At 73.4% G+C, this 22,690-nt stretch carries 23 protein-coding genes; 9 read left to right on the top strand and 14 right to left on the bottom strand.

Features of this window, described 5'->3' with window-relative positions:
- Positions 1 to 44: 44 nt before the first annotated feature.
- From HF519_RS14480 to HF519_RS14460, 5 genes are all read left to right on the top strand, one after another.
- Entirely contained in the window at positions 45 to 887 is an 843-nt protein-coding gene (locus HF519_RS14480; RefSeq protein WP_169413481.1) for a nitrilase-related carbon-nitrogen hydrolase, read from the top strand.
- The gene (locus tag HF519_RS14475; RefSeq protein WP_169413461.1) at positions 884 to 2,224 is read left to right on the top strand and encodes an aspartate aminotransferase family protein; all 1,341 of its coding nucleotides are present in this window, start codon (positions 884 to 886) and stop codon (positions 2,222 to 2,224) included. The genes HF519_RS14480 and HF519_RS14475 overlap by 4 nt, the downstream gene beginning before the upstream one ends.
- The gene (gene hydA / locus HF519_RS14470) at positions 2,221 to 3,630 is read left to right on the top strand and encodes a dihydropyrimidinase (RefSeq protein ID WP_169413460.1); all 1,410 of its coding nucleotides are present in this window, start codon (positions 2,221 to 2,223) and stop codon (positions 3,628 to 3,630) included. Before HF519_RS14475 ends, hydA begins: the two co-directional genes overlap by 4 nt.
- A 9-nt stretch (positions 3,631 to 3,639) precedes the next feature.
- Positions 3,640 to 4,629, top strand: coding sequence for a TIGR03842 family LLM class F420-dependent oxidoreductase (locus HF519_RS14465; RefSeq protein ID WP_169413459.1), 990 nt, complete (start codon positions 3,640 to 3,642; stop codon positions 4,627 to 4,629).
- Between the two features lie 103 nt (positions 4,630 to 4,732).
- Positions 4,733 to 5,674, top strand: a complete 942-nt coding sequence (locus tag HF519_RS14460) for an SDR family oxidoreductase (protein WP_169413458.1) — start codon at positions 4,733 to 4,735, stop codon at positions 5,672 to 5,674.
- Between the two features lie 36 nt (positions 5,675 to 5,710).
- Here HF519_RS14460 and hypF read toward each other — a convergent pair whose 3' ends face one another.
- The 12 genes from hypF to HF519_RS14400 form a co-directional block, all read right to left on the bottom strand.
- Entirely contained in the window at positions 5,711 to 8,164 is a 2,454-nt protein-coding gene (gene hypF / locus HF519_RS14455) for a carbamoyltransferase HypF (RefSeq protein ID WP_169413457.1), read from the bottom strand.
- Positions 8,161 to 8,814: a D-sedoheptulose-7-phosphate isomerase gene (locus HF519_RS14450; RefSeq protein WP_169413456.1), complete on the bottom strand. Its 654-nt coding sequence runs from the start codon at positions 8,812 to 8,814 to the stop codon at positions 8,161 to 8,163. Before HF519_RS14450 ends, hypF begins: the two co-directional genes overlap by 4 nt.
- Positions 8,811 to 9,050, bottom strand: a complete 240-nt coding sequence (locus tag HF519_RS14445) for a HypC/HybG/HupF family hydrogenase formation chaperone (protein WP_169413455.1) — start codon at positions 9,048 to 9,050, stop codon at positions 8,811 to 8,813. The genes HF519_RS14450 and HF519_RS14445 overlap by 4 nt, the downstream gene beginning before the upstream one ends.
- Entirely contained in the window at positions 9,047 to 9,625 is a 579-nt protein-coding gene (locus HF519_RS14440; RefSeq protein ID WP_169413454.1) for an SIS domain-containing protein, read from the bottom strand. Before HF519_RS14440 ends, HF519_RS14445 begins: the two co-directional genes overlap by 4 nt.
- A complete protein-coding gene (locus tag HF519_RS14435) occupies positions 9,537 to 9,989 on the bottom strand; it encodes a helix-turn-helix transcriptional regulator (protein ID WP_169413453.1) in 453 nt (150 codons plus the stop codon). The genes HF519_RS14440 and HF519_RS14435 overlap by 89 nt, the downstream gene beginning before the upstream one ends.
- A gap of 127 nt (positions 9,990 to 10,116) precedes the next feature.
- Complete coding sequence (locus HF519_RS14430) at positions 10,117 to 10,917, bottom strand: MOSC domain-containing protein (protein ID WP_169413452.1); 801 nt, start codon at positions 10,915 to 10,917, stop codon at positions 10,117 to 10,119.
- A gap of 132 nt (positions 10,918 to 11,049) precedes the next feature.
- Positions 11,050 to 11,973, bottom strand: coding sequence for an ABC transporter substrate-binding protein (locus tag HF519_RS14425; RefSeq protein ID WP_169413451.1), 924 nt, complete (start codon positions 11,971 to 11,973; stop codon positions 11,050 to 11,052).
- Positions 11,974 to 12,001: 28 nt separating this feature from the next.
- The gene (locus HF519_RS14420; RefSeq protein WP_169413450.1) at positions 12,002 to 12,718 is read right to left on the bottom strand and encodes an ABC transporter permease; all 717 of its coding nucleotides are present in this window, start codon (positions 12,716 to 12,718) and stop codon (positions 12,002 to 12,004) included.
- A complete protein-coding gene (locus HF519_RS14415) occupies positions 12,715 to 13,329 on the bottom strand; it encodes an ABC transporter permease (protein ID WP_169413480.1) in 615 nt (204 codons plus the stop codon). The genes HF519_RS14420 and HF519_RS14415 overlap by 4 nt, the downstream gene beginning before the upstream one ends.
- Positions 13,330 to 13,385: 56 nt before the next feature.
- Positions 13,386 to 14,477: an ABC transporter ATP-binding protein gene (locus HF519_RS14410; RefSeq protein WP_169413479.1), complete on the bottom strand. Its 1,092-nt coding sequence runs from the start codon at positions 14,475 to 14,477 to the stop codon at positions 13,386 to 13,388.
- Positions 14,478 to 14,621: 144 nt separating this feature from the next.
- Positions 14,622 to 17,465, bottom strand: coding sequence for an EAL domain-containing protein (locus tag HF519_RS14405; RefSeq protein ID WP_169413449.1), 2,844 nt, complete (start codon positions 17,463 to 17,465; stop codon positions 14,622 to 14,624).
- A gap of 193 nt (positions 17,466 to 17,658) precedes the next feature.
- On the bottom strand, positions 17,659 to 18,828 hold the full coding sequence (locus HF519_RS14400; RefSeq protein ID WP_169413448.1) for an NAD(P)-dependent malic enzyme: 1,170 nt from the start codon (positions 18,826 to 18,828) through the stop codon (positions 17,659 to 17,661).
- A gap of 218 nt (positions 18,829 to 19,046) precedes the next feature.
- Here HF519_RS14400 and HF519_RS14395 point away from each other — a divergent pair, with 218 nt between their 5' ends.
- Positions 19,047 to 19,646 carry a dTDP-4-dehydrorhamnose 3,5-epimerase family protein gene (locus tag HF519_RS14395; RefSeq protein WP_169413447.1) on the top strand — a complete coding sequence of 200 codons (600 nt, stop codon included), beginning with the start codon at positions 19,047 to 19,049 and terminating at the stop codon, positions 19,644 to 19,646.
- Positions 19,647 to 19,671: 25 nt separating this feature from the next.
- Here HF519_RS14395 and HF519_RS14390 read toward each other — a convergent pair whose 3' ends face one another.
- Positions 19,672 to 19,983 (bottom strand): S26 family signal peptidase, encoded by a 312-nt coding sequence (locus HF519_RS14390; protein ID WP_281358529.1) that lies wholly within the window; start codon positions 19,981 to 19,983, stop codon positions 19,672 to 19,674.
- A 143-nt stretch (positions 19,984 to 20,126) separates the two neighbouring features.
- On the opposite strand from HF519_RS14390, the gene sodN reads away from it, so the two are divergent.
- Positions 20,127 to 20,543 (top strand): superoxide dismutase, Ni, encoded by a 417-nt coding sequence (sodN, locus tag HF519_RS14385; protein WP_169413445.1) that lies wholly within the window; start codon positions 20,127 to 20,129, stop codon positions 20,541 to 20,543.
- Positions 20,544 to 20,604: 61 nt separating this feature from the next.
- Here sodN and HF519_RS14380 read toward each other — a convergent pair whose 3' ends face one another.
- Positions 20,605 to 20,961 (bottom strand): ArsR/SmtB family transcription factor, encoded by a 357-nt coding sequence (locus tag HF519_RS14380; protein ID WP_169413444.1) that lies wholly within the window; start codon positions 20,959 to 20,961, stop codon positions 20,605 to 20,607.
- 59 nt (positions 20,962 to 21,020) lie between these two features.
- Here HF519_RS14380 and HF519_RS14375 point away from each other — a divergent pair, with 59 nt between their 5' ends.
- Both HF519_RS14375 and HF519_RS14370 read left to right on the top strand, forming a co-directional pair.
- Positions 21,021 to 22,070, top strand: coding sequence for a cation diffusion facilitator family transporter (locus tag HF519_RS14375; protein WP_169413443.1), 1,050 nt, complete (start codon positions 21,021 to 21,023; stop codon positions 22,068 to 22,070).
- 10 nt (positions 22,071 to 22,080) lie between these two features.
- Positions 22,081 to 22,686, top strand: a complete 606-nt coding sequence (locus tag HF519_RS14370) for an acid phosphatase (RefSeq protein WP_169413442.1) — start codon at positions 22,081 to 22,083, stop codon at positions 22,684 to 22,686.
- The last annotated feature ends 4 nt before the right edge of the window (positions 22,687 to 22,690 follow it).

The following is a 22,690-nucleotide window of genomic DNA, read 5'->3' as shown; positions in this document are numbered from 1 at the left end:
GCCCCACGGTGTCTGCTCCGGCAGAAGGGGGACCGATGTCCGAGATGCCGTCCGTCGTCCGCGCGGCGATCCTGCAGGCGAAATGGACCGGGGACACCACGTCGATGATCGAGGTGCACGAGGGCTGCGCCCGCGCCGCCGCCGGTCAGGGCGCACGGATCATGGGCTTCCAGGAGATGTTCAACGCCCCGTACTTCTGCCAGGTGCAGGACGCCGAGCACTACCGCTGGGCCGAGCCGGTGCCCGGCGGGCCGACCGTCCAGCGGATGCGCGAGCTGGCCCGGGAGACCGGGATGGTGCTGGTGGTGCCGGTGTTCGAGGTCGAGGATTCGGGGCACTACTACAACACCGCCGCGGTGATCGACGCCGACGGAACGGTGCTGGGCAAGTACCGCAAGCACCACATCCCGCAGGTGCACGGGTTCTGGGAGAAGTTCTACTTCCGGCCGGGCAACCTCGGCTGGCCGGTGTTCGACACCGCCGTCGGCAAGGTCGGCGTCTACATCTGCTACGACCGGCACTTCCCCGAGGGCTGGCGCGCACTCGGGCTGGCCGGCGCGCAGATCGTCTTCAACCCGTCGGCGACGAGCCGCGGGCTCTCGGCGTACCTGTGGAAGCTCGAACAGCCCGCCGCGGCGGTGGCCAACGAGTACTTCGTCGCCGCCATCAACCGCGTGGGCGTCGAGGAGTACGGCGACGACGACTTCTACGGCACCAGCTACTTCGTCGACCCCCGCGGGCAGTTCGTCGGCGATCCGGCGTCGGGCTCGGACGAGGAACTCGTCGTGCGCGACCTCGACCTCGGGCTGATCGACGAGGTGCGCCGGCAATGGGCGTTCTACCGCGACCGCCGTCCCGACGCCTACGGCCCCCTGGTCGCGCGATGAGCGCCGGCTCTCCCGTCGACTCTGCCGCCGACCTGCACGCCCGCACCCGGGCGGTGCTGCCGTCCTGGCTCGCGCTCTACTACGACGAGCCGATCGAGATCGAACGCGGCGAGGGCCGCCACGTCTGGGACTCCGCCGGCCGCCGCTACCTGGACTTCTTCGGCGGCATCCTCACCACGATGACCGAGCACGCGCTGCCGGCGGTCACCAAGGCCGTCACCGAGCAGGCGGGGCGGATCCTGCACACCTCGACGCTGTACCTGAACCGCCCGATGGTGGAGCTGGCCGAAGAAATTTCAGCGATCGCCTCCATTCCGGACCCCCGGGTCTTCCTCACCACCAGCGGCACCGAGGCCAACGACACCGCGCTGCTGCTGGCCAGCTCCTACCGTCGCTCCAACCAGGTCCTCGCCCTGCGCGGCAGCTACCACGGCCGGTCGTTCTCCACGATCGGCGTCACCGGCAACCGCTCCTGGTCGCCGACCAGCCTGTCGCCGTTCCAGACCTACTACGTGCACGGCGGCAACCGGTACCGCTCGCCGTTCGCCGGTCTGTCCGACGGCGAGTTCATCGCGGCCTGCGTCGCCGACCTGCGCGAGGTCCTCGACCAGGCCGGCGGCGACGTCGCGGCGTTCATCGCCGAACCGATCCAGGGCGTCGGCGGCTTCACCCACGGCCCGGACGGGCTGCTGGGCGCGTTCGCCGAGGTGCTGCGCGAGCGCGGCATCCTCTGGATCAGCGACGAGGTCCAGACCGGGTGGGGACGCACCGGTGAGCACTTCTGGGGCTGGCAGGCGCACACGCACGGGGACCTGACCCCGGACGTCGTCACGTGTGCCAAGGGCATCGGCAACGGCCTGTCGATGGGCGGTGTCATCGCCCGCGCCGACGTCATGAACTCGCTCACCGCGAACTCGATCTCGACGTTCGGCGGCAGCCCGGTCACCTCGGCCGGCGCCCTGGCCAACCTGCGCCACCTGCTGGACCACGACCTGCAGGGCAACGCCGCCCGGATCGGCCCCGGCCTGATCGACGGGCTGGCGGCGCTGAACTCCCCCATCGTCGGCGACGTCCGCGGCAAAGGCCTGATGATCGGCGTCGAACTGGTCCGCCCGGGCACGGGCACACCCGGCGAGCCCGCTCCGGAGCTGGCCACCGCGGTGCTGCAGGAGGCGAAGGACCGCGGGCTCCTCATCGGCAAGGGCGGGCTGCACGGCCACGTGCTGCGCATCGCACCACCGCTGTCCCTCACCGCGACCGAGGCCGCGGAGGGCCTCGCGATCCTGACCGCGGCGCTGCACGCCGTCGCTCCGATCGGCGCCGAGGAGGAGCCGTGACCCGCACCCTGATCCGCGGCGGCCTGGTCGTCACCGCCACCGACGAGATCGCCGCCGACGTGCTGATCGACGGCGAGCAGGTGGTCGCGCTGGCCACGCCCGGATCCGGACTCGCGGAGGCGTTCGCCTCCGACGGCACGGCGACCGTGCTGGACGCGACCGGCCGCTACGTCATCCCCGGCGGGGTCGACGCGCACACCCACATGGAGATGCCCTTCGGCGGCACCGTCGCCGCGGACACCTTCGAGACCGGCACCCGGGCCGCGGCCTGGGGCGGCACCACCACGATCGTCGACTTCGCCATCCAGCCGGCCGGCGGCTCGCTGCGCGAGGGCCTGGACACCTGGCACGCCAAGGCCGAGAGCCGCTGCGCGATCGACTACGCGTTCCACATGATCATGTCCGACGTCACCGAGGCGTCGCTCAAGGAGATGGAGACCCTCGTCGGCGCGGGTGTCACCAGCTTCAAGCTGTTCATGGCCTACCCCGGCGTGCTCTACAGCGACGACGGCAAGGTCCTGCGCGCGCTGCAGCGGGGCGCCGACACCGGCGGGCTGATCATGATGCACGCCGAGAACGGCATCGCCATCGACGTGCTGGTGGAGCAGGCTCTCGCCCGCGGCAACACCGACCCGCGCTACCACGGCGAGGTCCGCCACGCCCTGCTGGAGGCCGAGGCGACGAACCGGGCGATCCAGCTGGCCCGGGTCGCGGGCGCCCCGATCTACATCGTGCACCTGTCGGCCACCGAGGCCCTCGCCGAGGTGACGCAGGCCCGCGACGCGGGCGTCAACGCGTTCGCCGAGACCTGCCCGCAGTACCTGTTCCTGTCGGTCGACGACCTGGCCCGCCCGGACTTCGAGGGCGCGAAGTACGTCTGCTCGACCCCGCTGCGGCCGGCCGAGCACCAGGCCGCGCTGTGGCGCGGGCTGCGCACCGACGACCTGTCGGTCGTGTCCACCGACCACTGCCCGTTCTGCTTCACGGGACAGAAGGACCTCGGCGTCGGCGACTTCTCCAAGATCCCCAACGGGGTCCCGGGCGTCGAGACCCGGATGGACCTGCTGCACCAGGCGGTGCTCGACGGGCGCATCGGGCGGCGGCGCTGGATCGAGATCGCCTGTGCGACCCCCGCGCGGATGTTCGGGCTCTACCCGCGCAAGGGCACCATCGCGCCCGGCTCGGACGCCGATGTCGTGATCTACGACCCGGCTGCGGTCCACGTGCTCTCGGCGCGGACGCACCACATGGCCGTCGACTACTCCTGCTACGAGGGCCGCCCCGTCACCGGCCGGGCCGAGACGGTGCTCTCCCGCGGCCGGGTGATCGTCGACGGCGGGCAGTACCTGGGCAGCGCCGGGGACGGCTGCTTCCTGCGCCGTGACACCTGCCAGGCCCTCCGATAGGCGCCCGGGATGGACATCGGACTGGTCCTGCAGACCGACCCGCCCGCCTCGGCGGTGATCGAGACGATGGTGCGGGCCGAGGACCTCGGGTTCAGCCACGGCTGGACCTTCGACTCCCACGTGCTCTGGCAGGAGCCGTTCGTCATCTACAGCCGGATCCTGGACGCGACCTCACGGCTGCGGGTCGGGCCGATGGTCACCAACCCCGGGACCCGGGACGTGACCGTGCTGGCCTCGCTGTTCGCGACGCTCGACGACATGTACGGGCCCCGGACGGTCTGCGGCATCGGCCGGGGCGACTCCGCCGTGCGGGTGCAGGGCCGCCCGCCGACGACGCTGGCCCGGCTCGAGGCGGCGGTGCACGTGATCCGCGAGCTCACCGCCGGCCGCGAGGCCGACGTCGACGGCACGCCGGTGCGGATCCCGTGGGTGCGCGCGGGGGTGTCGCCACCGATCTGGGTGGCGGGGTACGGGCCCCGGGCCCTGGAGCTGACCGGGCGCTGCGCCGACGGGTTCATCCTGCAGCTCGCCGACCCCTACCTGGTCGAATGGACGGTCAAGTCGGTACGCGCCGCGGCCCACGCCGCGGGGCGGGACCCCGACGCGATCACTGTCTGCGTGGCCGCACCGGCCTACGTCGGTGACGACCTCGCCCACGCCCGCGACCAGTGCCGCTGGTTCGGCGGGATGGTGGGCAACCACGTCGCCGACCTGGTCGCCCGCTACGGCGAGTCCTCGGGCGCGGTCCCGGCGGAACTGACCGGCTACATCTCCGGGCGCGCCGGCTACGACTACTCCCACCACGGCCGCGCCGGGAACCGTTCCACCGACTTCGTACCCGACGACGTGGTCGACCGGTTCTGCCTGCTCGGGCCCCCGTCGGCCCATCTGGAACGGTTGGCCGAGCTGCAGTCGCTGGGCGTCGACCAGTTCGCCGTCTACGCGATGCACGACGCCCGGGACGCGACCATCGAGGCCTACGGCCGGCTCCGCCCGTGAGGGCGTGACGCTGCCCCTATTCACGAGCGCGTCAGCACCTGGGACGAACCCGGGCACCCTTCCCTGACAGCAGATGTCAGGAAAGCCCTGCATCGTCGACGTCATGCAGACGACGCAGGACCGCCCGCTCACCGGACGGGTCGCCCTGGTGGCGGGAGCGACCCGCGGGGCCGGACGGGGCATCGCCGTCCAGCTCGGGGCGGCCGGTGCCACGGTGTACGCCACCGGCCGGACGACGCGCGCGCACCGCCCGGGCCGGGACCAGGGCGGCTACGACCGCCCCGAGACGATCGAGGAGACCGCCGAGCTCGTCACGGCCGCGGGTGGCACCGGCATCGCCGTCCAGGTCGACCACCTGGTCCCCGAGCAGGTCGCGGCGCTCGTCGGACGCATCGACGCCGAGCAGGGCCGCCTCGACGTGCTCGTCAACGACATCTGGGGCGGGGAGTTTCTGGCCGAGTGGGACAAGCCCGTCTGGGAGCACTCGCTCGACGACGGGTTGCGGTTGCTGCGGCTGGCCATCGACACCCACCTGATCACCAGCCGGTACGCGCTGCCGCTGCTGATCCGCCGGCCGGGAGGCCTCGTCGTCGAGATCACCGACGGCACCGCCGAGTACAACGCGGAGCACTACCGGCTCAACGTCTACTACGACCTGGCCAAGGTCACCCCGATCCGGCTCGCCCGCAGCTGGGCGCACGAACTACGGGTGCACGGCGGGACGGCGATCGCGCTCACCCCGGGCTGGCTCCGCTCGGAGATCATGCTCGACGCGTTCGGCGTGACCGAGGAGAACTGGCGCGACGCGTGCGCCCTGCAGCCGCACTTCGTCATCTCCGAGACGCCGCACTTCGTCGGCCGGGCGGTCGCGGCGCTGGCCGCCGATCCGCAGCGGGAGCGCTGGACAGGGGCGTCGCTGTCGTCCGGTGGACTGGCACAGGTGTACGGCTTCACCGATCTCGACGGTTCCGCCCCGGACGCGTGGCGCTACCTCGTCGAGGTGCAGGACCCCGGGAAGCCGGCCGACGCCACCGGCTACCGCTGAGCCCCTCCCGAGCGGCGACAGCGGTCACCTCCGCTGTCACCGCCCACCGAGGACGGCCGCGGCGACGGCCACCTGGCCCAGGCTGACGCCGCCGTCGTTGCAGGGGACCCGGGAGTGGGTGAGCACCCGCAGGCCGGCGCGCTCGCACCCGGAGCTGACCCGCTCCAGCAGGAGCAGGTTCTGGAACACCCCGCCCGACAGCGCGACAACGTCCAGCCCCGCGTCCGTGGCCGCGTCGGCGGCCGCGGCCACCAGGGCGTCAGCCAGCCCGTTGTGGAACCGCGCCGAGATCACGCCGGCGTCCACACCGGATCGCAGGTCGCCGACCACGCCACGGACCAGGTCGGCTGCCCGGATCGACTTCCCGTCCCGGCCGGCGCGGTACCCGTCGCGCACACCGGCGGCGGCAATCTGCTCCAGCTCGATCGCGGCCTGGCCCTCGTAGTTCACCCGGTCCCGGACCCCGACGAGCGCCGCCACCGCGTCGAACAGCCGCCCGGCGCTGGTCGTGATCGGACACTGCACACCGGACTCGAGCAGCCGCGCCACCGCCGCCCACTGCGCGCGGTTGCGCCGGGTCACGTCCAGCCCCCCGGCATCGATCCCGGCCGTACGCAGGTACGAGGCCGCCGTCCGCCACGGCTGGCGGATCGCCGTCGTGCCGCCGGGCAGGGCGACGGGCTCCAGGTGGGCCCACCGCCGGAAGCCGGTCAGCGAGACCTCCATGATCTCGCCACCCCACAGCACCCCGTCGGTGCCGTAGCCCAGCCCGTCGCAGGCGATCCCGATCGTCGGGCCGGTCTCCCCGTGCTCGGCCAGGCACGCGGCCAGGTGTGCGTGGTGGTGCTGCACGCCGATCAGCACGGTGCCGTCCCCGCCGTCCTCGCCGTCCTCGCCGTCCCCGGCCGCGCGCTGCCGGGCGTACTTCGTGGACAGGTACTCCGGGTGCAGGTCGTGTGCCAGCACCGCCGGCTCCACGTCGAGCAGCCGGCCCAGGTGGGCGATCCCGTCGGTGTAGGCACGCAGCGTCTCGGCGTTCTCCAGGTCGCCGACGTGGTGCGAGCAGAACGCCTCGGCCCCGCGGAGCAGGCAGAACGTGTTCTTCAGCTCGGCGCCGCAGCCCAGCACGGGGCGGGGCGCGGCGATCGGCAGCGCCACCGGTTCCGGGGTGTAGCCGCGCGAGCGCCGGATCGGGTAGGTGCGCCCGCGCACCACGCGCAGCACCGAGTCGTCGGCCCGGGTGCGGATCGGCCGGTCGTGGGTCAGGAACGCGTCGGCGATCCCCGAGAGCCGGGCGCACGCGTCGTCGTCGAGATGGGCTATCGGCTCGTCGGAGACGTTGCCGCTGGTCAGCACGATGGGTTCGCGCAGGTCGTCGAGCAGGAGATGGTGCAGCGGGGTGTACGGCAACAGCATCCCGAGGTGCGCGTTGCCCGGTGCGACCGACGGTGCCACCCCGGCTACCGGCCGCCGGAGCAGCAGCACGATCGGCGCGCGCCGCGACGCCAACTCGGCCTCCTCCACCGGGCCGACCTCGCACAGCGCGCGCGCCGCCGCCAGATCCGGGGCGAGGACGGCGAACGGCTTGTCCTCCCGGTGCTTGCGGGCCCGCAACGCGGCGACGGCGGTCTCGTCGGCCGCGAGCGCGGCCAGGTGGTAACCACCCAGGCCCTTGATCGCGAGCACCGCGCCGTCCCGCAGCGCCTGCGCCGCCACCGCGATCGGGTCACCGCCACCACCGGTGCCCGTCCCACGGCCCGCGCCGGTAGCCGCCTCACCGCCCGCCGCGGTACCCATCTCGCGGCCCGCCGCGGTGCCCATGTCACGGCCCGCCGCGGTGCCCATGTCACGGCCCGCCGGGGTGAACCGCAACGTCGGCCCGCACTCCGGGCAGCACACCGGCTGCGCGTGGAAGCGGCGGTCGGCCGGGTCGTGATACTCCGCCGCGCAGGCCGCACACATCGGGAAACCGGCCATCGTCGTCACAGCGCGGTCGTAGGGGACGCCGGTGACGATCGTGAACCGCGGCCCGCAGTTGGTGCAGTTGATGAACGGGTGCCGGTAGCGGCGGTCGACCGGGTCGCGCAGCTCGGCGAGGCAGTCGGCGCAGGTCGCGGTGTCCGGCGAGATCAGCGTGGCGCGGCGACCGGTCGACGCGCTCGCCGCGATCGCGAACGCCGTGTCCCCCAGCACCGCGATCCCGGTGGCGGCCACATCGGTGACCACGGCGAGCGGCGGCGGCCGCTCCCGCAGCGCGGACAGCAGCGCGTCGAGCGCTGCGGGAGGTCCCTCCGCCTCGATGAACACCCCGGACTCGTCGTTGCCGACGAACCCGGCCAACCCCAGCTCCCCGGCGAGGCCGTACACGAACGGCCGGAAACCGACGCCCTGAACGATGCCGCTCACCCGGACCCGCCGGCGCTGGACACCCGGTGGGCCCGTCACCGTGGCCGGACCCGAAGCCCCGCGATCAGACCGCGCGATGCTCATGTAGAGCCGAGCGCGCGCTGCACCAACTCCCACAGCACCTGGTAGACCGTGGTCTGGGCCTCCTGGATGCGGTGTACCGACACCGACGGCATGACGAACAGGTGGTCGATCTCGCCGCGTTCGGCGGCCTCCGCCATCGCGCCGCCCGAGTACCCGGCCAGCCCCACGGTGAGCAGGCCACGCTCGCGCGCCGTGGCCAGCCCGCGCAGCACGTTCGCCGAGCCGCCGCTCGTGGACAGCCCGAACGCGATGTCGACCGGCCGCCCGGCGGCGGCCAGCGGCCGGGCGAACACGACCTCGAAGCCGATGTCGTTGGCCAGCGCGGTGAGGGTCGCCACATCGCAGGGCAACGCCAGCGCGGGCAGCGGCCGACGGCCGGGCCCCGGATCGACGTACAGCGAGGCGACGGCCATCGCGTCGGTGCTGGATCCGCCGTTGCCGAACACGTACAGCCGCCCGCCCCGGGCGAACCGGTCCGCCATCTCGGAGGCACACGCGGCGAGGGCGCCGGCGTCGGCGTCCAGCACCTCCTCGCGCAACCGGCCGATCTCGGCGACCTTCTCCCGTGTCGAGCGGGCGACGTCGGCGAGCAGCGCCGCAGCGTCGGTCGCCCCTGCGTGCAGGAAGGGATAGAGCGACTCGGTCGTCATGGTTCGGGCGTCACCTTTCCGGCCATCAGTGCGATCGCCTCGCCGGCATGCACCAGCACCACGTCGCCGACGCGAGCGTCGACCAGCGCGATGCTCACCTCCTCCTCGGTGCCCGGCCCGGCACCGGTGTCCACGAGCGCCAGGCCGTCGTCCAGCAGCCGGGTCACCGTGACGGCCACGGCGGCGTCGGAGCAGGTGATGCAGGTCGGGCCGTGGCACTGCTCCGGAGCGGTCATGCCAGCACCTCCGGCGCGTCGAGGAAGACGTGCACCAGCTCCCAGAGCACGTGGTACGAGGTCACCCGAGCCTCCCGGACCACCCGCGGGTCCTCCGACGGCACGACGATCACGTGGTCGAGACCGGGGACCGCACCCACCGCGCCGCCCCGGCCGTCGGCACCGCCGCCCAGCAGGGCGACCGTGAGCAGCCCGCTGCGCACTGCGGCGGCCATCGCGTCGGCCAGTGCCGGCTCGGCGCCGTCCGAGGAGAACACGAGCGCGATGTCGTCGGGCCCGCCGAAGACCTCGACGGTCGCGGCGGACCCGCCGCCGGGCAGCGCCAGCGCGGGCAGGGCCCGCTTGCCGACGATCACCGGGTGCACGAACTCGACGACGACGTGCGCGGCGTCGGCCGCCGCGGGACCCGTCCCGAGCGCGAGCAGCCGGCCGCCCCGGTGGAACCGCCGCGCCATCGCATGGCAGGCCGCGGCCAGCGCGTCGGCGTCAGTGCCCAGCGCGGCGATCGGCGCACGGCGCCTGGCGAACGCCGTTGACACGTCCCCTGCCGTCACCTCGGTCAGTTCGACGGTCATCGGTCACCCCCTCGTGTTCCAGCAGCCGATCGGCCGCCACCACGCGGGCGTAGCGCTCCAGGAAGACGTGCAGCACCTCGTGGATGTGCTCGAGGCCGCGGGCCTGCGCATCGAGGCAGGCCAGGCCGTCGGCCGTCACGTGATAGGTCCGGCGGGCCGGCCCGACATCGGAGGTCTGCCACTCCGACCGGACCAGTCCCTGCCGCTCCAGGCCACGCAGCGCTCGGTAGACGCCGCCGGCGTCACCGTCACCGTCGTGCATCGGGCGCAGCCGGGCCGCCAACTCGTAGCCATGGTCGGCCTGCTCCCGCAGGAGCAGCAACAGGCACGGCTGCAGGAAGTTTCTCGGCTCGAGTTCGGCCATCGGGGCAGCTCTCTGGTCGGCGGTGGTGGACGCCTGACCGTCCCGATACTCTCACCAGGTGACGGAGATCACAAGGTAACTGGGTCTTCCCGTCAGCCCACAGCCCGAACGCCCGCGGGGCGCCAGGTCAGTGCAGAGCGACCTCGTCACCGGCCCGGATCGGGCCACCGTCGAGGATCTCCAGGTAGACGCCCGCGCAGGGCAGCACGCCGAAACCGGGCACGTCGACCCGGTTGTCGGACATCAGCGGTCGCACCGCCCGGGGATCGCGGGGCAGGTCGCCGTGGGCGAGGGTCGGCACCGAGCAGCGCGGCGTCGGCAGCGTGCCGCGGGCCAGGACGGCGCCGATCCGTAGTTCGCGGCCCACCCACTCGTTCTCCGCGAACGCCGGGTAACCCGGCGGCGTCTCGACGATCACGTTGGGGCGGTAGCGGATCGCCTCGACCCCGATCCGGTCCAGCGTCGCCGTGGTGATCAGGTGCAGCGCCGCGTAGTCCACGAACGTCGCGCCCGGGGTGCCCTGCGAGATCTCCAGGGTCTCGAAGTCGACCTCGGCCTCGACACCGTGCTCGAGCACGTCCTCCGGTGCCGGCCGCTCGACCTCGGCGCCCGGCGCCCGCTCGCGCGACAGCGTCACGCGGCGACCGAGCAGCCCGGACAGCAGTTCGTCGACGTCGGCGTCGTCGGCCGGCACGCTGCGCCCGTCGGGAAGGGTGATGTGCACCCCGCCGGGGCCCCCGGTCGCGGTGTAGCTCAGCAGCGACCGCCACAACCGCGGGTGCTTGGCGGTGGCGACCCGCCCGGTCTCGACGTCGACCAGCGCCAGCCTGCGGTCGCCCTCGACCCCCTGCTCGTCGACGTCGGCGGCGGCGACGTCCTCGCCGAGCATGGACTTGACCGGGTAGCGGCGCAGCCTCGCGACCTTCAACCTGGGCTCCTCACGGTAGATCGTTGGGAACCTACCCGCGTGGCCGGAGCGCGGCCAGAGGTCCGCAGACGCCGACGGCGCAGGGGCGGAGCCGTCGCCGACCCCTGTCCCTGCGCCGTCGCGGGTCGCGGTTCAGACCAGCCCGTTGGCGGTCAGCCACTCCTTGGCCACGGTGTCCGGGTTCGGCTTGTCCGGCCCGCCGAGCTGGGCGTTCAGGTCGAGCAGCGCCTGGGTGGTCAACTTGGCCGAGATGCCGTTGAGCACCTCCTTGACCTGATCGGTCGCCTTGGCCGTGTTGATCAACGGCACCACGTTCTGCGCCGCGAAGTTGTTCTCCGGGTCCTCCAGGGCGACGAACCCGTTGGCCTCGATCGTCGGGTCGGTGGTGAAGAGGTCGGCGGCCTGCACGGTGCCGTCGCGGAGCGCGGCGACGGTCAGCGGACCTCCGACGTCCAGCGAGCGGTACTCCTTGAAGCTGCAGCCGTAGGTCTGCTGGATGCCCGGGATGCCGTCGGGCCGGGTCTGGAACTCCGGCGGACCGCCGAAGACCAGCTCACCGCAGTTGGCGGCCAGGTCCCCGATCGTCCGCGCCTGCAACCGGTCGGCCGTCTCACGCGTGACGACGACGGCGTCCTTGTTCTCCGCCGAGGACTTCTCGAGCACGGTCAGCCCCTGGGGGACCACGCCCTGCAGCGCCGCGTACACCTCGTCGGGCGCCTTCGCGGTGGCGTCCTTGTCGAGGTACTGCAGCAGCACCCCGGTGTACTCGGGAACCAGGTCGAGCGACCCGTCGCGCAGGCCCGGGAAGTAGGCCTCGCGGCTGGCGATCGGCGGCAGGACCTCGACCTGCACGCCCTTGGCCTGCAGCGCCTGGCCGTAGATCTGGGCGAGCAGGGTGTTCTCCGGGAAGGCCGCCGAGCCGATCCGGATCGGACCGGCAGGTTGGGCGGAACCACCGGAGCCGTTGGACAGCGGGTCACCGCCTCCCCCACCGCAGGCGGTGAGCACGAGGCCCGCCACCAGCGCGGTCGCCAGGCCGGCGAGACTGCGTTTCATCGATGATCTCCTTCTCGGGGAGGACAGGTCAGGCGGCCGCAGGCCGTTCGGCGGCCGGGCGGGGAGCCGGGGTAGGACGGCGGGAGGCCGAGACCGAGCGCAGCCCCGGGGAGACGAGCAGGCGCTGCGACCACGCGAGCGCGAGGTCGGCGGCGACGGCGAGCAGGGCGACCAGCAGCGACCCGGCGGCCATCTGCGGGTAGTCCCGGACCGCGAGTCCGTCGATGATGAACCGCCCGAGCCCGCCGAGGCCGACGTAGGCCGCGATGGTCGCGGTCGAGATCACCTGCAGGGTGGCGCTGCGCACCCCGCCGATGATCAGCGGGAGCGCGTTGGGCAGCTCGACCTGCAGGAGGATCTCGCGTTCGCTCATCCCCATGCCGCGAGCGGCGTCGACCACCGAGCGGTCGACCGCCTGCACCCCGGCGTAGGTACCGGCGAGGATCGGTGGCACGGCCAGCACGACGAGCGCGATCAGCGGCGCCCCCAGGCCGATGCCGATGAACGACACCAGCAGGACCAGCAGGCCCAGCGTCGGCAGCGCGCGCAGGCTGTTGGCCAGGCTCACCACCAGGAAGCCACCCCGGCCGGTGTGCCCGACGAGCGCCCCGGCGGGGATCGCGATCACCACCGCGATCGCCACGGTCAGCGCGGTGTACCAGAGGTGCTCCAGGAGCCGGACCGGCACGCCGGCGCCGCCCGACCAGTGGGCCGGGTCGGTCAGCCACGCGATCACCGCGTTCATGCCGCCGCCCCCGCCCGCACCCGGGCCCCGGCGCCGACCCGGGTCCACGGTGTGATCCACCGGCCGATCGCCAGCAGCAGGCCGTCGACCAGCAGCGCCAGCGCGAGCACCAGCACGATGCCGGTGACGATCTCGGCGGGGATGTCGCGCTGGAAGCCGTCGGTGAACAGCCGGCCCAGACCGCCGAGGCCGACCAGCGCCCCCACGGTCACCATGCTGGTGTTGGACACCGCGGCCACCCGCAGGCCGGCCACCACGACCGGTACCGCCAGCGGCAGTTCGACGGAGACGAACCGGCGGAACGGCCGGTAGCCCATCGCGGTCGCGGCGGCGATCGTGACGGCGGGGACCGCGGCCAGCGCGTCGGCGACGGATCGGACCAGCAGCGCCACGGTGTAGATGGTCAGCGCGACGATCAGGTTGAGCGGGTCGAGGATCCGGGTGCCCAGGACGATCGGCAGCACGACGATCAGCGCCAGCGACGGCACCGTGTACAGCAGACCGGTCACCGGAACCAGCACGGCGCGGGCGATCCGGGTACGGCCGGCCAGCCAGCCGAGCGGGATCGAGATCGCGAGCCCGAGCAGCACGGGAACCAGCGCGAGCACCATGTGCTCCCACGTCAGGCTCGCGACCAGATCGATGTTGCGCGGGATCCAGCCCCAGTTCACGCGGCCGCCCCGGTGCGGCGGGCGTCGGCCAGCGCGCGCAGCACCTCGTCGGCGCTGACCGAACCGACGACGCGGCCCTCACCGTCGATCGCGACGCCCTGCCCGGACGGGGACGACAGCGCCGCGTCGAGCGCACTGCGCAGCGACCCGGAGTCGGTGTCGTAGAGCGAGCCGCCCGGGACCAGGTCCCCCGCGGTGACCGCACCGTTGGCCTGTGTGCCGCCGTCCAGCCAGCCCAGTGGGCGACGCTCGCCGTCGACGACGAGCGCCCATCCCTCCGACGGCCCGGCGTCGCCGACCGAGACGGTCGCGAGCTCCCCGATCGGCAACCCGTCCGAGGACAGGAACCCCAGCCCGCGGTAGCCGCGGTCACGTCCCACGAAGTTGTCGACGAAGTCGTCGGCGGGGCGGGAGAGCAGCACCCCCGGCTCGTCGTACTGGGCGAGCACGCCCCCGGTGCGGAACACCGCGACCTTGTCGCCGAGCTTGATCGCCTCGTCGATGTCGTGGGTGACGAACACGATCGTCTTGCCCAGCTCCGACTGCAGCCGCAGCAGCTCGTCCTGCAGGCTCTCCCGGACCACCGGGTCGACCGCGCTGAACGGCTCGTCCATCAGCAGCACCGGCGGGTCGGCGGCGAGCGCGCGGGCCACCCCGACGCGCTGCTGCTGGCCGCCCGAGAGCTGCGCCGGATAGCGCCCGGCCATCTCGGGGGCCAGCCCGACGAGCTCCATCAGCTCCGCGGCGCGCTCCCGAGCCTGCTTCTTGTTCCAGCCCAGCAGCAGCGGCACCGTGGCCACGTTGTCGAGGATCGTGCGGTGCGGGAACAGCCCGGCCTGCTGGATGACGTAGCCGATACCGCGGCGCAGCTCGGCCGGGTCGTGGTCCATGATGTCCGCGCCGTTCACCAGGATCGTTCCCCAGGTGGGCTCGATCATCCGGTTGACCATGCGCAGCGACGTGGTCTTGCCGCACCCCGACGGACCGACGAACACCGTGATGCGGCCGGCGTCGGCCACCAGGTCCAGATCGTCCACCGCTGTCGTGCCGTCGGGGAATTGCTTGGTCACTCCCCGGAACTCGATCATCCGGGCGGCCTCCGTATTCACCGACGACCCCTTGCCGGCCGCCGCGTTCGCCAGAGGCTAACCCGGTTGCCGACGGGCGTGCGAGCGCTGTGACCTGACCGCGACCAGCGACGTTGGTGTCGGCAGGCCGGCGATCGGCAGCATCTAGGCCCCGATCGCCGCCGCGGGAGTCGGCAGCCGGCCGCTCGCCAGAAGCTCCCGGATCGCCTCGGCCGGCAGGGACCGGGCGAACAGCCATCCCTGGTAGGCGTCCACTCCGATGCCCCGCAGCACGTGGAACTGTTCCGCGGTCTCAACGCCCTCGGCGACCGTGGTCCGACCCATGGCGCGGGCCATGTCGACCACCGCGCGGGCCACGGCGAAGTCGGCGGGATCGGTACCCACTCCTGTGACGAACGCCCTGTCCACCTTCACCGTCTGGGCCGGCAGCTCCTTGAGCCGCGCCAGCGAGGAGTAGCCCGTGCCGAAGTCGTCGACGGCGAACCGCACGCCGCGCTCGACGAGCTCGGCCATCGCGGCCAGCGCGTGCGGCGGCAGCGCGACGAGACTGGTCTCCACGAGCTCCAGCACCAGCTGGTCCCAGGCCAGGCCGGCGTCGGTGACCGCGGCGGTCACGGCGGCGAGGAAGTCGACGTCACCGGGCAGCAGCCCGGCCAGGTTCACCGCCACCGCGATCCGCCGCTCGTGGTGCGCCGGCCAGCTCGCCGCCTCGCGGGCCGCGGTCCGCAGCACCCACAGATCCATGTCGCGCAGCAGGCCACCGCGCTGCGCGACCGGCAGGAAGTCGGCCGGCGAGATCATCCCGCGCTCCGGGTGCGGCCAGCGGATCAGCGCCTCCGCGCTGAGCACGACACCGTCCGGGCCGACGACCGGCTGGTACTCCAGCAGCAGCCGGTCGTCGGCGATCGCGGCGCGCAGTTCCGCCTCGAGCTCCAGCTGGCGGGTGGCCGAGCGGACGACGCCGTCGGTGGCCATCCGGATCCCGCCGCGGCACTGCCGCTTCGCCTCGTGCATCGCGACCTCGGCGAACCGCAACAGGTCGGCGGCCCGCACCTCCCCGGTCGGGGCGGGGGTGGCGAGCCCGACCGACGCCGTCAGGTGAACCGGCCGGCCGTGCACGGTGACGGTCGCGCGCAACAGGTCGGCCACGGTACGGGCGAGCCCGTCCGGGCCGCCGGCCTCGCCGTGGTCGGCGCAGATGACGACGAACTCGTCACCGGAGAGCCGGGCCGCAGTGCAGCCGAACGGCAGCTCGCGCTGCAACCGCCCGGCCAGTGTGATCAGCAGGTCGTCACCGGCCTCGTGCCCCAGCGACGAGTTCACGCGCGCGAAGTCGTCGAGGTCGCCGCAGACCAGCGCGACCCGGTCGCGCCCGGCGCCGGTCAGCAGCCGGTCGACCAGCTCCAGCGCGGCGGTGCGGTTGGGCAGCCGGGTCAGCTCGTCGATCGTTCCGGCACTGCGCAGCAGCTCCGCGGCCCGGCGGCGCTCCCCGATGTCGGTGCAGACGACCAGCCAGAACGCGCCGCCGTCGTCGGAGAGGGAGACCGAGACGCCCACCTCGCACCAGACGCGGGTGCCGTCGCCGCGCAGCATCGGCAGCGCGTCGATCCGATAGGCGTGCCGGGCCCCCGGCGGGACCCGGCGCAGCCAACCGGGCAGCCCGTCCCCGCTCACCTGCGTGTTCCGGTCCGGCTCGATCCCGTCCGGCTCGGCCGTCAGCGCCGTCGCCGGGATCCCGCGCAACCGCTCCAGCGGGACGTCGAGCAGCGCGCACAGCGCCGGGTTGGCGTCGACCAGCCGCCCCGATCCGTCGATCAGCCCGATCCCGGCGGGGACCAGGGACATCAGGTCCGCGAAGCGCTGCCCCGAGGACCGGACCCGGGCGTCGGCCTGGCGCTGCGTGCTCACGTCGCGGACCACCCCGACCAGCCGGACCGGCGTGCCGTCGGCGGCCCGCTCGACCTCGGCACGGCAGCTGAGCATCCGGTCCCCGGGCAGCCGCAGCTCCACGTGGTGGTCGAAGGTGCGGGCGCCCGAGCGCAGCGATTGGCACAGCAGCGCGACCTGCTCACCCTCGACCGGGCCGCCGTGCGCACCGGCCCGGCCCGGCGCCCCGTCGGCGGCGATCCCGACCGAGCGGTACAGCTCCTGGAGCGTCTCGCTGCGCGTGAGCGTGGCCGTCGACAGCTCGTAGGTCCAGGTGCCGACGCGGGCCATCCGTTCGAGCTCGGCCGTCCAGCGACGGTCGGCCTCACGGGCGAGATCCGCCGCGGTCTGCTCTCCGAGTTCGACCAGCAGCACGGCGTGCAGGTCGCCGGGGAGCTCCCAGCGGATCACGCGGACCCGCACGAGCGAGCCGTCGCCGCGGACCAGCCGGGCGTCGGCGTCGGGCCCGACCACCAGCTGGGGCAGCCGCCGCCCGAGCGGGCCGTGCTCCGGGTCGTCCAGGTTGCGACCCGCCAGCCGGAGGAAGGCGGGGTTGACCCGCAGCACCCGCTCCGACCGGTCGCACACGAGCGAGGGGGCGGTCGGCAGCGGCACGACCCCGAGGCCACCCGGCGCGACCGGGGGGCGCGTGCCCTCCGGCAGCGGAGCCGGTGGGGCCGAGCCGAAGGCGGCGTCGCGCAGCACGGGGAGCACCCGCGGGAACGCCCCGCCCGGATCGGTCGGCGCGGCGTGCTCGGTGTCGGTGCCCACCGGGCGGGGAGGTTCGACCAGCCGGACGGGACGCGGATCGGCGGCCTCCGGGACGGCGGCGCCGCCCGGCACCCGCTCACCGGGAGCCGGTTTCTCGGCGATCGCCCGGGCGAGCTGGTGGGCGAACCGCACCGCCTCCGGGCGAGCGTCACCGAACACCGCATGACGGGAGCGCAGCAGATCGGCGCGGGCCACGGCCTCGGAGGGGACCCGGGTGGCGGACGGCTCGGCCGCCCCGCCCGGGTCGGCATCGTCGAAGCCCTCGCCGAGGCGATGTCCCAACTCGCTCACGGGCGTCTCCCTGAGGCTTGTGCCGACCGGTCACCCGACACAACGACAGACTCGCCCACTCGATCCGGTCACATCACTCGTTTGGAGTACGCCACCCCGAGTGAGTTACCGCAGCTCTCCGGACCCAGCGTGACAGCCACGGCCGTCCGGACGAAGATCCGCAGGCTGGAGCCGCGCGCCCGATCACGCTCCGCTACTCGACGGCGGCTGCCGCCGCCACGGCCGCCGCCACGGCCGGCGCCACCCGCGGGTCGAACGGGCTCGGGACGATGCGGTCTGCGGCCAGATCGTCGCTCGCCACCGAGAAGATCGCCTCCGCCGCGGCCAGCTTCATCCGCTCGGTGATCCGCCGCGCGCCGGCGTCGAGCGCACCGCGGAACACCCCGGGGAACGCCAGGACGTTGTTGATCTGGTTCGGGAAGTCGCTGCGGCCCGTCGCGACGATCGAGGCATGCCGGGCGGCGACCTCCGGGTGCACCTCCGGGTCCGGGTTGGACAGCGCGAAGACCATGCTCCCCGGCGCCATCGTGGCGAGCAGCTCCTCGGGCAGCTTCGCGCTGGACAGCCCGACGAACACGTCCGCACCCGCCAGGGCCTCGGCGATGCCGCCGGTGATCCCGCGCGGGTTGGTGACCGCGGCGAGCTCGGCCTTGACCCCGCCGCGCCCCGCGTCGAGGACCCCGCGCGAATCGAGCACGACGACGTCCCGGGCGCCGGCCGCGAGCAGGATCTTCGCGCAGGCCACACCGGCGGCGCCGGCCCCGGAGATCACGGTTCTGAGGCCGGACAGGTCACGGCCCGCGACGGCGCAGGCCCCCCGCAGGGCCGCGAGCAGCACGATCGCGGTGCCGTGCTGGTCGTCGTGCATGACGGGGCAGTCCAGCGCCTCGATCAGCCGGGCCTCGAGCTCGAAGCACCGGGGGGCCGAGACGTCCTCCAGGTTGACCGCGCCGAAGCTCGGCCGCAGCCGGACCAGCGTCTCGACGATCTCGTCGACGTCGGTGGTGTCGAGCACGATCGGGATCGAGTCGAGCTCGGCGAAGGACTTGAACAGCGCCGACTTGCCCTCCATCACCGGCAGCGCGGCGCGCGGGCCGATGTCGCCGAGGCCGAGCACCGCGGTGCCGTCGCTGACCACCGCGACCAGCCGGTTCGTCCAGGTGTAGCGGGCGGCGAGAGCCGGGTCCGCCGCGATCGCGCGGCTGACGTCGGCGACCCCCGGTGTGTAGGCGATGGCCAGGTCACGTGCGTCGCGCAGCGGAGCAGTCAGTCCGGTGGAGAGCTTGCCGCCGCGGTGGGCGTCGAAGATCTCGTCACTGGTCGGGAACGGGACGGCGTCCAGGCGCTCGGGAACGATCGTCATCGCAAAGGCCTCTTTCTCGGGTGCGGAGTCGTCGGGGCGCGCGAGGCGTGCCCACTCGCCGTGCACCGGAGGTCGCGGGTATCGGCCCTTTCGCGGTGCCGGACGGCCCCTCCCGCCGCCGCCGCAGGATGACGCGGCCGACGGTGGAAGGTTCGGCTGTCGGGTACGTGGGCGATGCTACCCGCTGACGTACCGACCCGCCGGTAGCCTTCCTCACCGTGCGGGTGACCGAACTGCCGATCGTCGGCGCGTGGATGTTCGAGCCTCCGGTGTTCCCGGATGCGCGCGGCGTGTTCGCTGCACCGTTCCAGTCGGCGGCGTTCCGCTCGGCGCTCGGTTTCGACCTCACCGTCGCCCAGACCAACCACAGCGTGTCCGCGCGCGGGGTGATCCGCGGCGTGCACTTCGCCGACACCCCGCCCGGGCAGGCGAAGTACGTCTACTGCCCGCGGGGCGCGCTGCTGGACGTGATCGTCGACGTCCGGCTGGGCTCGCCGACGTTCGGGCGTTTCGAGGCGGTGGAGCTCGACGCCACCTCGTGCCGGGCGGTGTACCTGGCCGAGGGGCTGGGGCATGCGTTCGTCGCGCTCACCGACGACACCGTGATGGCCTACCTGTGCTCGACGCCCTACAACCCGGCCGGGGAGCGCGGGGTGTCACCGATGGATCCGGACCTCGGCCTACCGTGGCCGTCCGATGTGGCGCCTGTTCTGTCCGAGAAGGACGCGGCGGCGCCGACGCTGGCCGAGGCGGCCGACCAAGGGTTGCTGCCGAGGTGGGACGCGTGCGCGGAGTGGTACCTGCGCTTGCGCTCGTGAGTGCCGGGTAGCGCTGCGGCATCACTCACCACTCGCGGGCGCGCAAGCGCCCGGGCCGTGGCCACAACCGGCGGCGCACCACCCCCAGCACCTCCGCCGGGCCGAGTTGCCGTGAGTCGGTGGAGCCGTACGGGTTGTCGCCCAGCACCCACCAGCCCGGGCCGTCGGCACGGACCGCGCGCTTGACCGACAGCTGTCCGGGCCGCGCGGCCCACTGCACGAGCACGACGTCCCCCGGCCGGACGGCGGTGCCGAAACGGGCCAGCACGACGTCACCGTCGGTCAGGGTCGGAGACATGGACGGACCACGCACCGCGACCCTGCGTAATCGGCCCATCGCCTCCCCCGACCTTCCCGACATGGTCCACGTCCCTGGGCCCACACGGGTGACGGCGGCGGACTGCGGCTGTCCACCCTGTGACCTCAAGATCCCGAGGGTAGTGTTGGCCACGCCAGAACGATCACCACCAGGGAGGACCCATGCGGCTTCTGTCCCGCATTCTCCGCCCGCGGCTGGAGGCCACCGCTCACTGCGACCTCCCCTGCGGCGTGTACGACCCGGCCCAGGCCCGGATCGAGGCCGAGTCCGTCAAGGCCATTCAGGAGAAGTACCAGGGCAACGACGACCCGGAGTTCCGCAAGCGGGCGGTCCTGATCAAGGAGCAGCGCAGCGACCTGGTCAAGCACCACCTGTGGGTGCTGTGGACGGATTACTTCAAGCCGCCGCACTTCGAGAAGTACCCCCAGCTCCACGAGCTGTTCAACAAGGCCACCAAGAAGGCCGGCGGCGGCGAGGGCGGCACCAAGGCCTCGAACGACCCGGCCACCGGCCAGGAGCTGCTCGACTACATCGCCCAGATCGACAAGATCTTCTGGGAGACCAAGCAGGCTGCCTGACCCAGGCTCCGTGCAGCGGCGCCGACCGGTCCCGGTCGGCGCCGCTTCGCGTTCCGGGGCGTCAGTTGTGGTCCGGCGCGCCCGTCAGATGGTGGTCGGCGGCCTCCATGGCCTCCCTCAGCAGGCGCCGGACGTGGCCCCCGCGCGCCCGGTAGACCACCCGGCGCCCGTCCCGGCGGGCGGCGACCAGGCCCGTCATGCGCAGCTTGGCCAGATGCTGCGACACCGACGGCCGCGCCGCGACCACCTTCTCCGCGAGCGTCCCGACATCGTGCTCGCCGCCGCAGAGCAGCCAGAGGATCCGCAGCCGGGTGGGGTCGGCGAGCATCCGGAACGACTCGGCCGCCGCCTCGACGTGCTCGCTCTCCGGTAGCCGTTGCCAGGCTTCCGCACTTGCACTGTCGTCGCGTGCGTACATGAGCACGTATGGTGTCAGTCGTCCGGGGATGGCGGAACCCCGGGGCGGGAGGCACTGCCATGAGCGTCGACCAGCACCACGGGCACGGCCACGGGCACGGCCACGGGCACGGCCACGGGCACGGCCAGGCCGATCGGGCGACCCGGGCCTGGCGGGCGGTGACCCATCTGGTCGTGCCGCACAGCCACGATGCCGCCGATCGCATCGACCCGGCGATGGAGAGCTCCCGGGCCGGCATGCGCGCCCTGTGGATCTCACTGATCGCGCTCGGCGTGACCGCAGCGTTCCAGGCCGTCGTCGTGCTGGCCTCCGGATCGGTCGCGCTGCTGTCCGACACCCTGCACAACGTCGCCGACGCGCTCACCGCCGTCCCGGTGGGCATCGCGTTCCTGCTCGGCCGCCGCCCCGCGACCCGCCGGTTCACCTACGGTTACGGCCGGGCCGAGGACGTCGCCGGCATCGTCGTGGTGGCCGTGATCGCCACCTCCGCGATCCTGGCCGGCCTCGAGTCGCTGCGACGCCTGGCCGAGCCCACGGACATGCGCCACATCGGCGCGGTGGCCGTCGCGGGCCTCATCGGGTTCGCCGGCAACGAGATCGCTGCCCAGGTGCGCATCCGGACGGGCCGCCGGATCGGGTCGGCGGCACTGGTCGCCGACGGCCTGCACGCCCGCACGGACGCGCTCACCTCCGCCGCCGTACTGCTCTCCGCGGGCGGCGCCGCGATCGGCTGGCGCTGGGCCGACCCCGTGATCGGCCTGCTCATCACGGCGGCCATCGGTGTGGTCACCGTCGGCGCCGCCCGGCACGTGCTCGCCCGGCTGATGGACGCCGTCGACCCCGCCCTGGTCGAGCAGGCGACCGCGGCGCTCGGCCGCGTGGACGGCGTCGCCGGGGTGGACCGGGTCGGGCTGCGCTGGATCGGCCACACGCTGCGCGCCGAGGTCACGATCTCGGTGGCGGCCGACCTCTCGCTGGACCGCGCCCACCGCATCGCGCACGACGCCGAGAACGCCCTCGTCCGGTCCGTGCCCCGGCTCACGACGGCCACCGTGCACGCCCACCCGGGCGTCCCCACGGCCCTGCGGAACTCCCCGATCGGCCCGTAGTCTCGATGACGTGGCCGACGATGGCGAGCCCGGGCGGGTGTTCCTTCTCCGCCACGGGGAGACCGAGTGGTCGGCCACGGGCCGGCATACCGGAGTGACGGACATCCCGACGACCGAACGTGGCCGGGAGCAGGCCCGCGCGGCGGGTGCGGTGCTCGCCGCGCTCCGCGGAAGCGACGCGGCGCCGGCGCTCGTCCTCAGCAGTCCGCGGCAGCGGGCCAAGGACACGGCGAAGCTCGCGGGCCTGCAGATCGACCGCGTCGACGACCGGCTCGCCGAGTGGGACTACGGCGACTACGAGGGCATCACCACCCCCGAGATCCGGCGGACCGACCCCGGCTGGACGGTGTGGAGCCACCCGGTCCCCGGCGGCGAGAGCGCCGAGCAGGTCACCGCGCGGGCCGACGCGCTGCTGGCCGAGATCCGCACCGTACTGGCGGGGGGAGACGTGGTGCTCGTCGGCCACGGCCACTTCAGCCGGGTGCTGATGGCCCGCTGGATCGGCCTGCCCGCGACGGACGGGGTGCACTTCGCGATGGACCCTGCGGCCTGGAGCGTGCTCGGCACCGAGCGCGAGGAACCCCGGCTCGATCACGTGAACCTGCGCGCCCTGTGATGAC

Source organism: Pseudonocardia bannensis (genome assembly GCF_012911875.1).
GTDB classification, from domain to species: domain Bacteria; phylum Actinomycetota; class Actinomycetes; order Mycobacteriales; family Pseudonocardiaceae; genus Pseudonocardia; species Pseudonocardia bannensis.
Note: the sequence above shows the minus strand (reverse complement) of the source record. Positions and strands in the feature narration are given on the sequence as shown.

What these genes read in the sequence shown, in the direction of transcription:
- HF519_RS14480 (WP_169413481.1), top strand. Translation starts at nt 45, where the DNA reads ATGCCGTCCGTCGTCCGCGCGGCGATCCTGCAGGCGAAATGGACCGGG.
- HF519_RS14475 (WP_169413461.1), top strand. Translation starts at nt 884, where the DNA reads ATGAGCGCCGGCTCTCCCGTCGACTCTGCCGCCGACCTGCACGCCCGC.
- HF519_RS14465 (WP_169413459.1), top strand. Translation starts at nt 3,640, where the DNA reads ATGGACATCGGACTGGTCCTGCAGACCGACCCGCCCGCCTCGGCGGTG.
- HF519_RS14460 (WP_169413458.1), top strand. Translation starts at nt 4,733, where the DNA reads ATGCAGACGACGCAGGACCGCCCGCTCACCGGACGGGTCGCCCTGGTG.
- hypF (WP_169413457.1), bottom strand. Translation starts at nt 8,164, where the DNA reads ATGAGCATCGCGCGGTCTGATCGCGGGGCTTCGGGTCCGGCCACGGTG.
- HF519_RS14450 (WP_169413456.1), bottom strand. Translation starts at nt 8,814, where the DNA reads ATGACGACCGAGTCGCTCTATCCCTTCCTGCACGCAGGGGCGACCGAC.
- HF519_RS14445 (WP_169413455.1), bottom strand. Translation starts at nt 9,050, where the DNA reads ATGACCGCTCCGGAGCAGTGCCACGGCCCGACCTGCATCACCTGCTCC.
- HF519_RS14440 (WP_169413454.1), bottom strand. Translation starts at nt 9,625, where the DNA reads ATGACCGTCGAACTGACCGAGGTGACGGCAGGGGACGTGTCAACGGCG.
- HF519_RS14435 (WP_169413453.1), bottom strand. Translation starts at nt 9,989, where the DNA reads ATGGCCGAACTCGAGCCGAGAAACTTCCTGCAGCCGTGCCTGTTGCTG.
- HF519_RS14425 (WP_169413451.1), bottom strand. Translation starts at nt 11,973, where the DNA reads ATGAAACGCAGTCTCGCCGGCCTGGCGACCGCGCTGGTGGCGGGCCTC.
- HF519_RS14420 (WP_169413450.1), bottom strand. Translation starts at nt 12,718, where the DNA reads ATGAACGCGGTGATCGCGTGGCTGACCGACCCGGCCCACTGGTCGGGC.
- HF519_RS14415 (WP_169413480.1), bottom strand. Translation starts at nt 13,329, where the DNA reads ATGGTGCTCGCGCTGGTTCCCGTGCTGCTCGGGCTCGCGATCTCGATC.
- HF519_RS14410 (WP_169413479.1), bottom strand. Translation starts at nt 14,477, where the DNA reads ATGATCGAGTTCCGGGGAGTGACCAAGCAATTCCCCGACGGCACGACA.
- HF519_RS14400 (WP_169413448.1), bottom strand. Translation starts at nt 18,828, where the DNA reads ATGACGATCGTTCCCGAGCGCCTGGACGCCGTCCCGTTCCCGACCAGT.
- HF519_RS14390 (WP_281358529.1), bottom strand. Translation starts at nt 19,983, where the DNA reads ATGGGCCGATTACGCAGGGTCGCGGTGCGTGGTCCGTCCATGTCTCCG.
- sodN (WP_169413445.1), top strand. Translation starts at nt 20,127, where the DNA reads ATGCGGCTTCTGTCCCGCATTCTCCGCCCGCGGCTGGAGGCCACCGCT.
- HF519_RS14380 (WP_169413444.1), bottom strand. Translation starts at nt 20,961, where the DNA reads ATGTACGCACGCGACGACAGTGCAAGTGCGGAAGCCTGGCAACGGCTA.
- HF519_RS14375 (WP_169413443.1), top strand. Translation starts at nt 21,021, where the DNA reads ATGAGCGTCGACCAGCACCACGGGCACGGCCACGGGCACGGCCACGGG.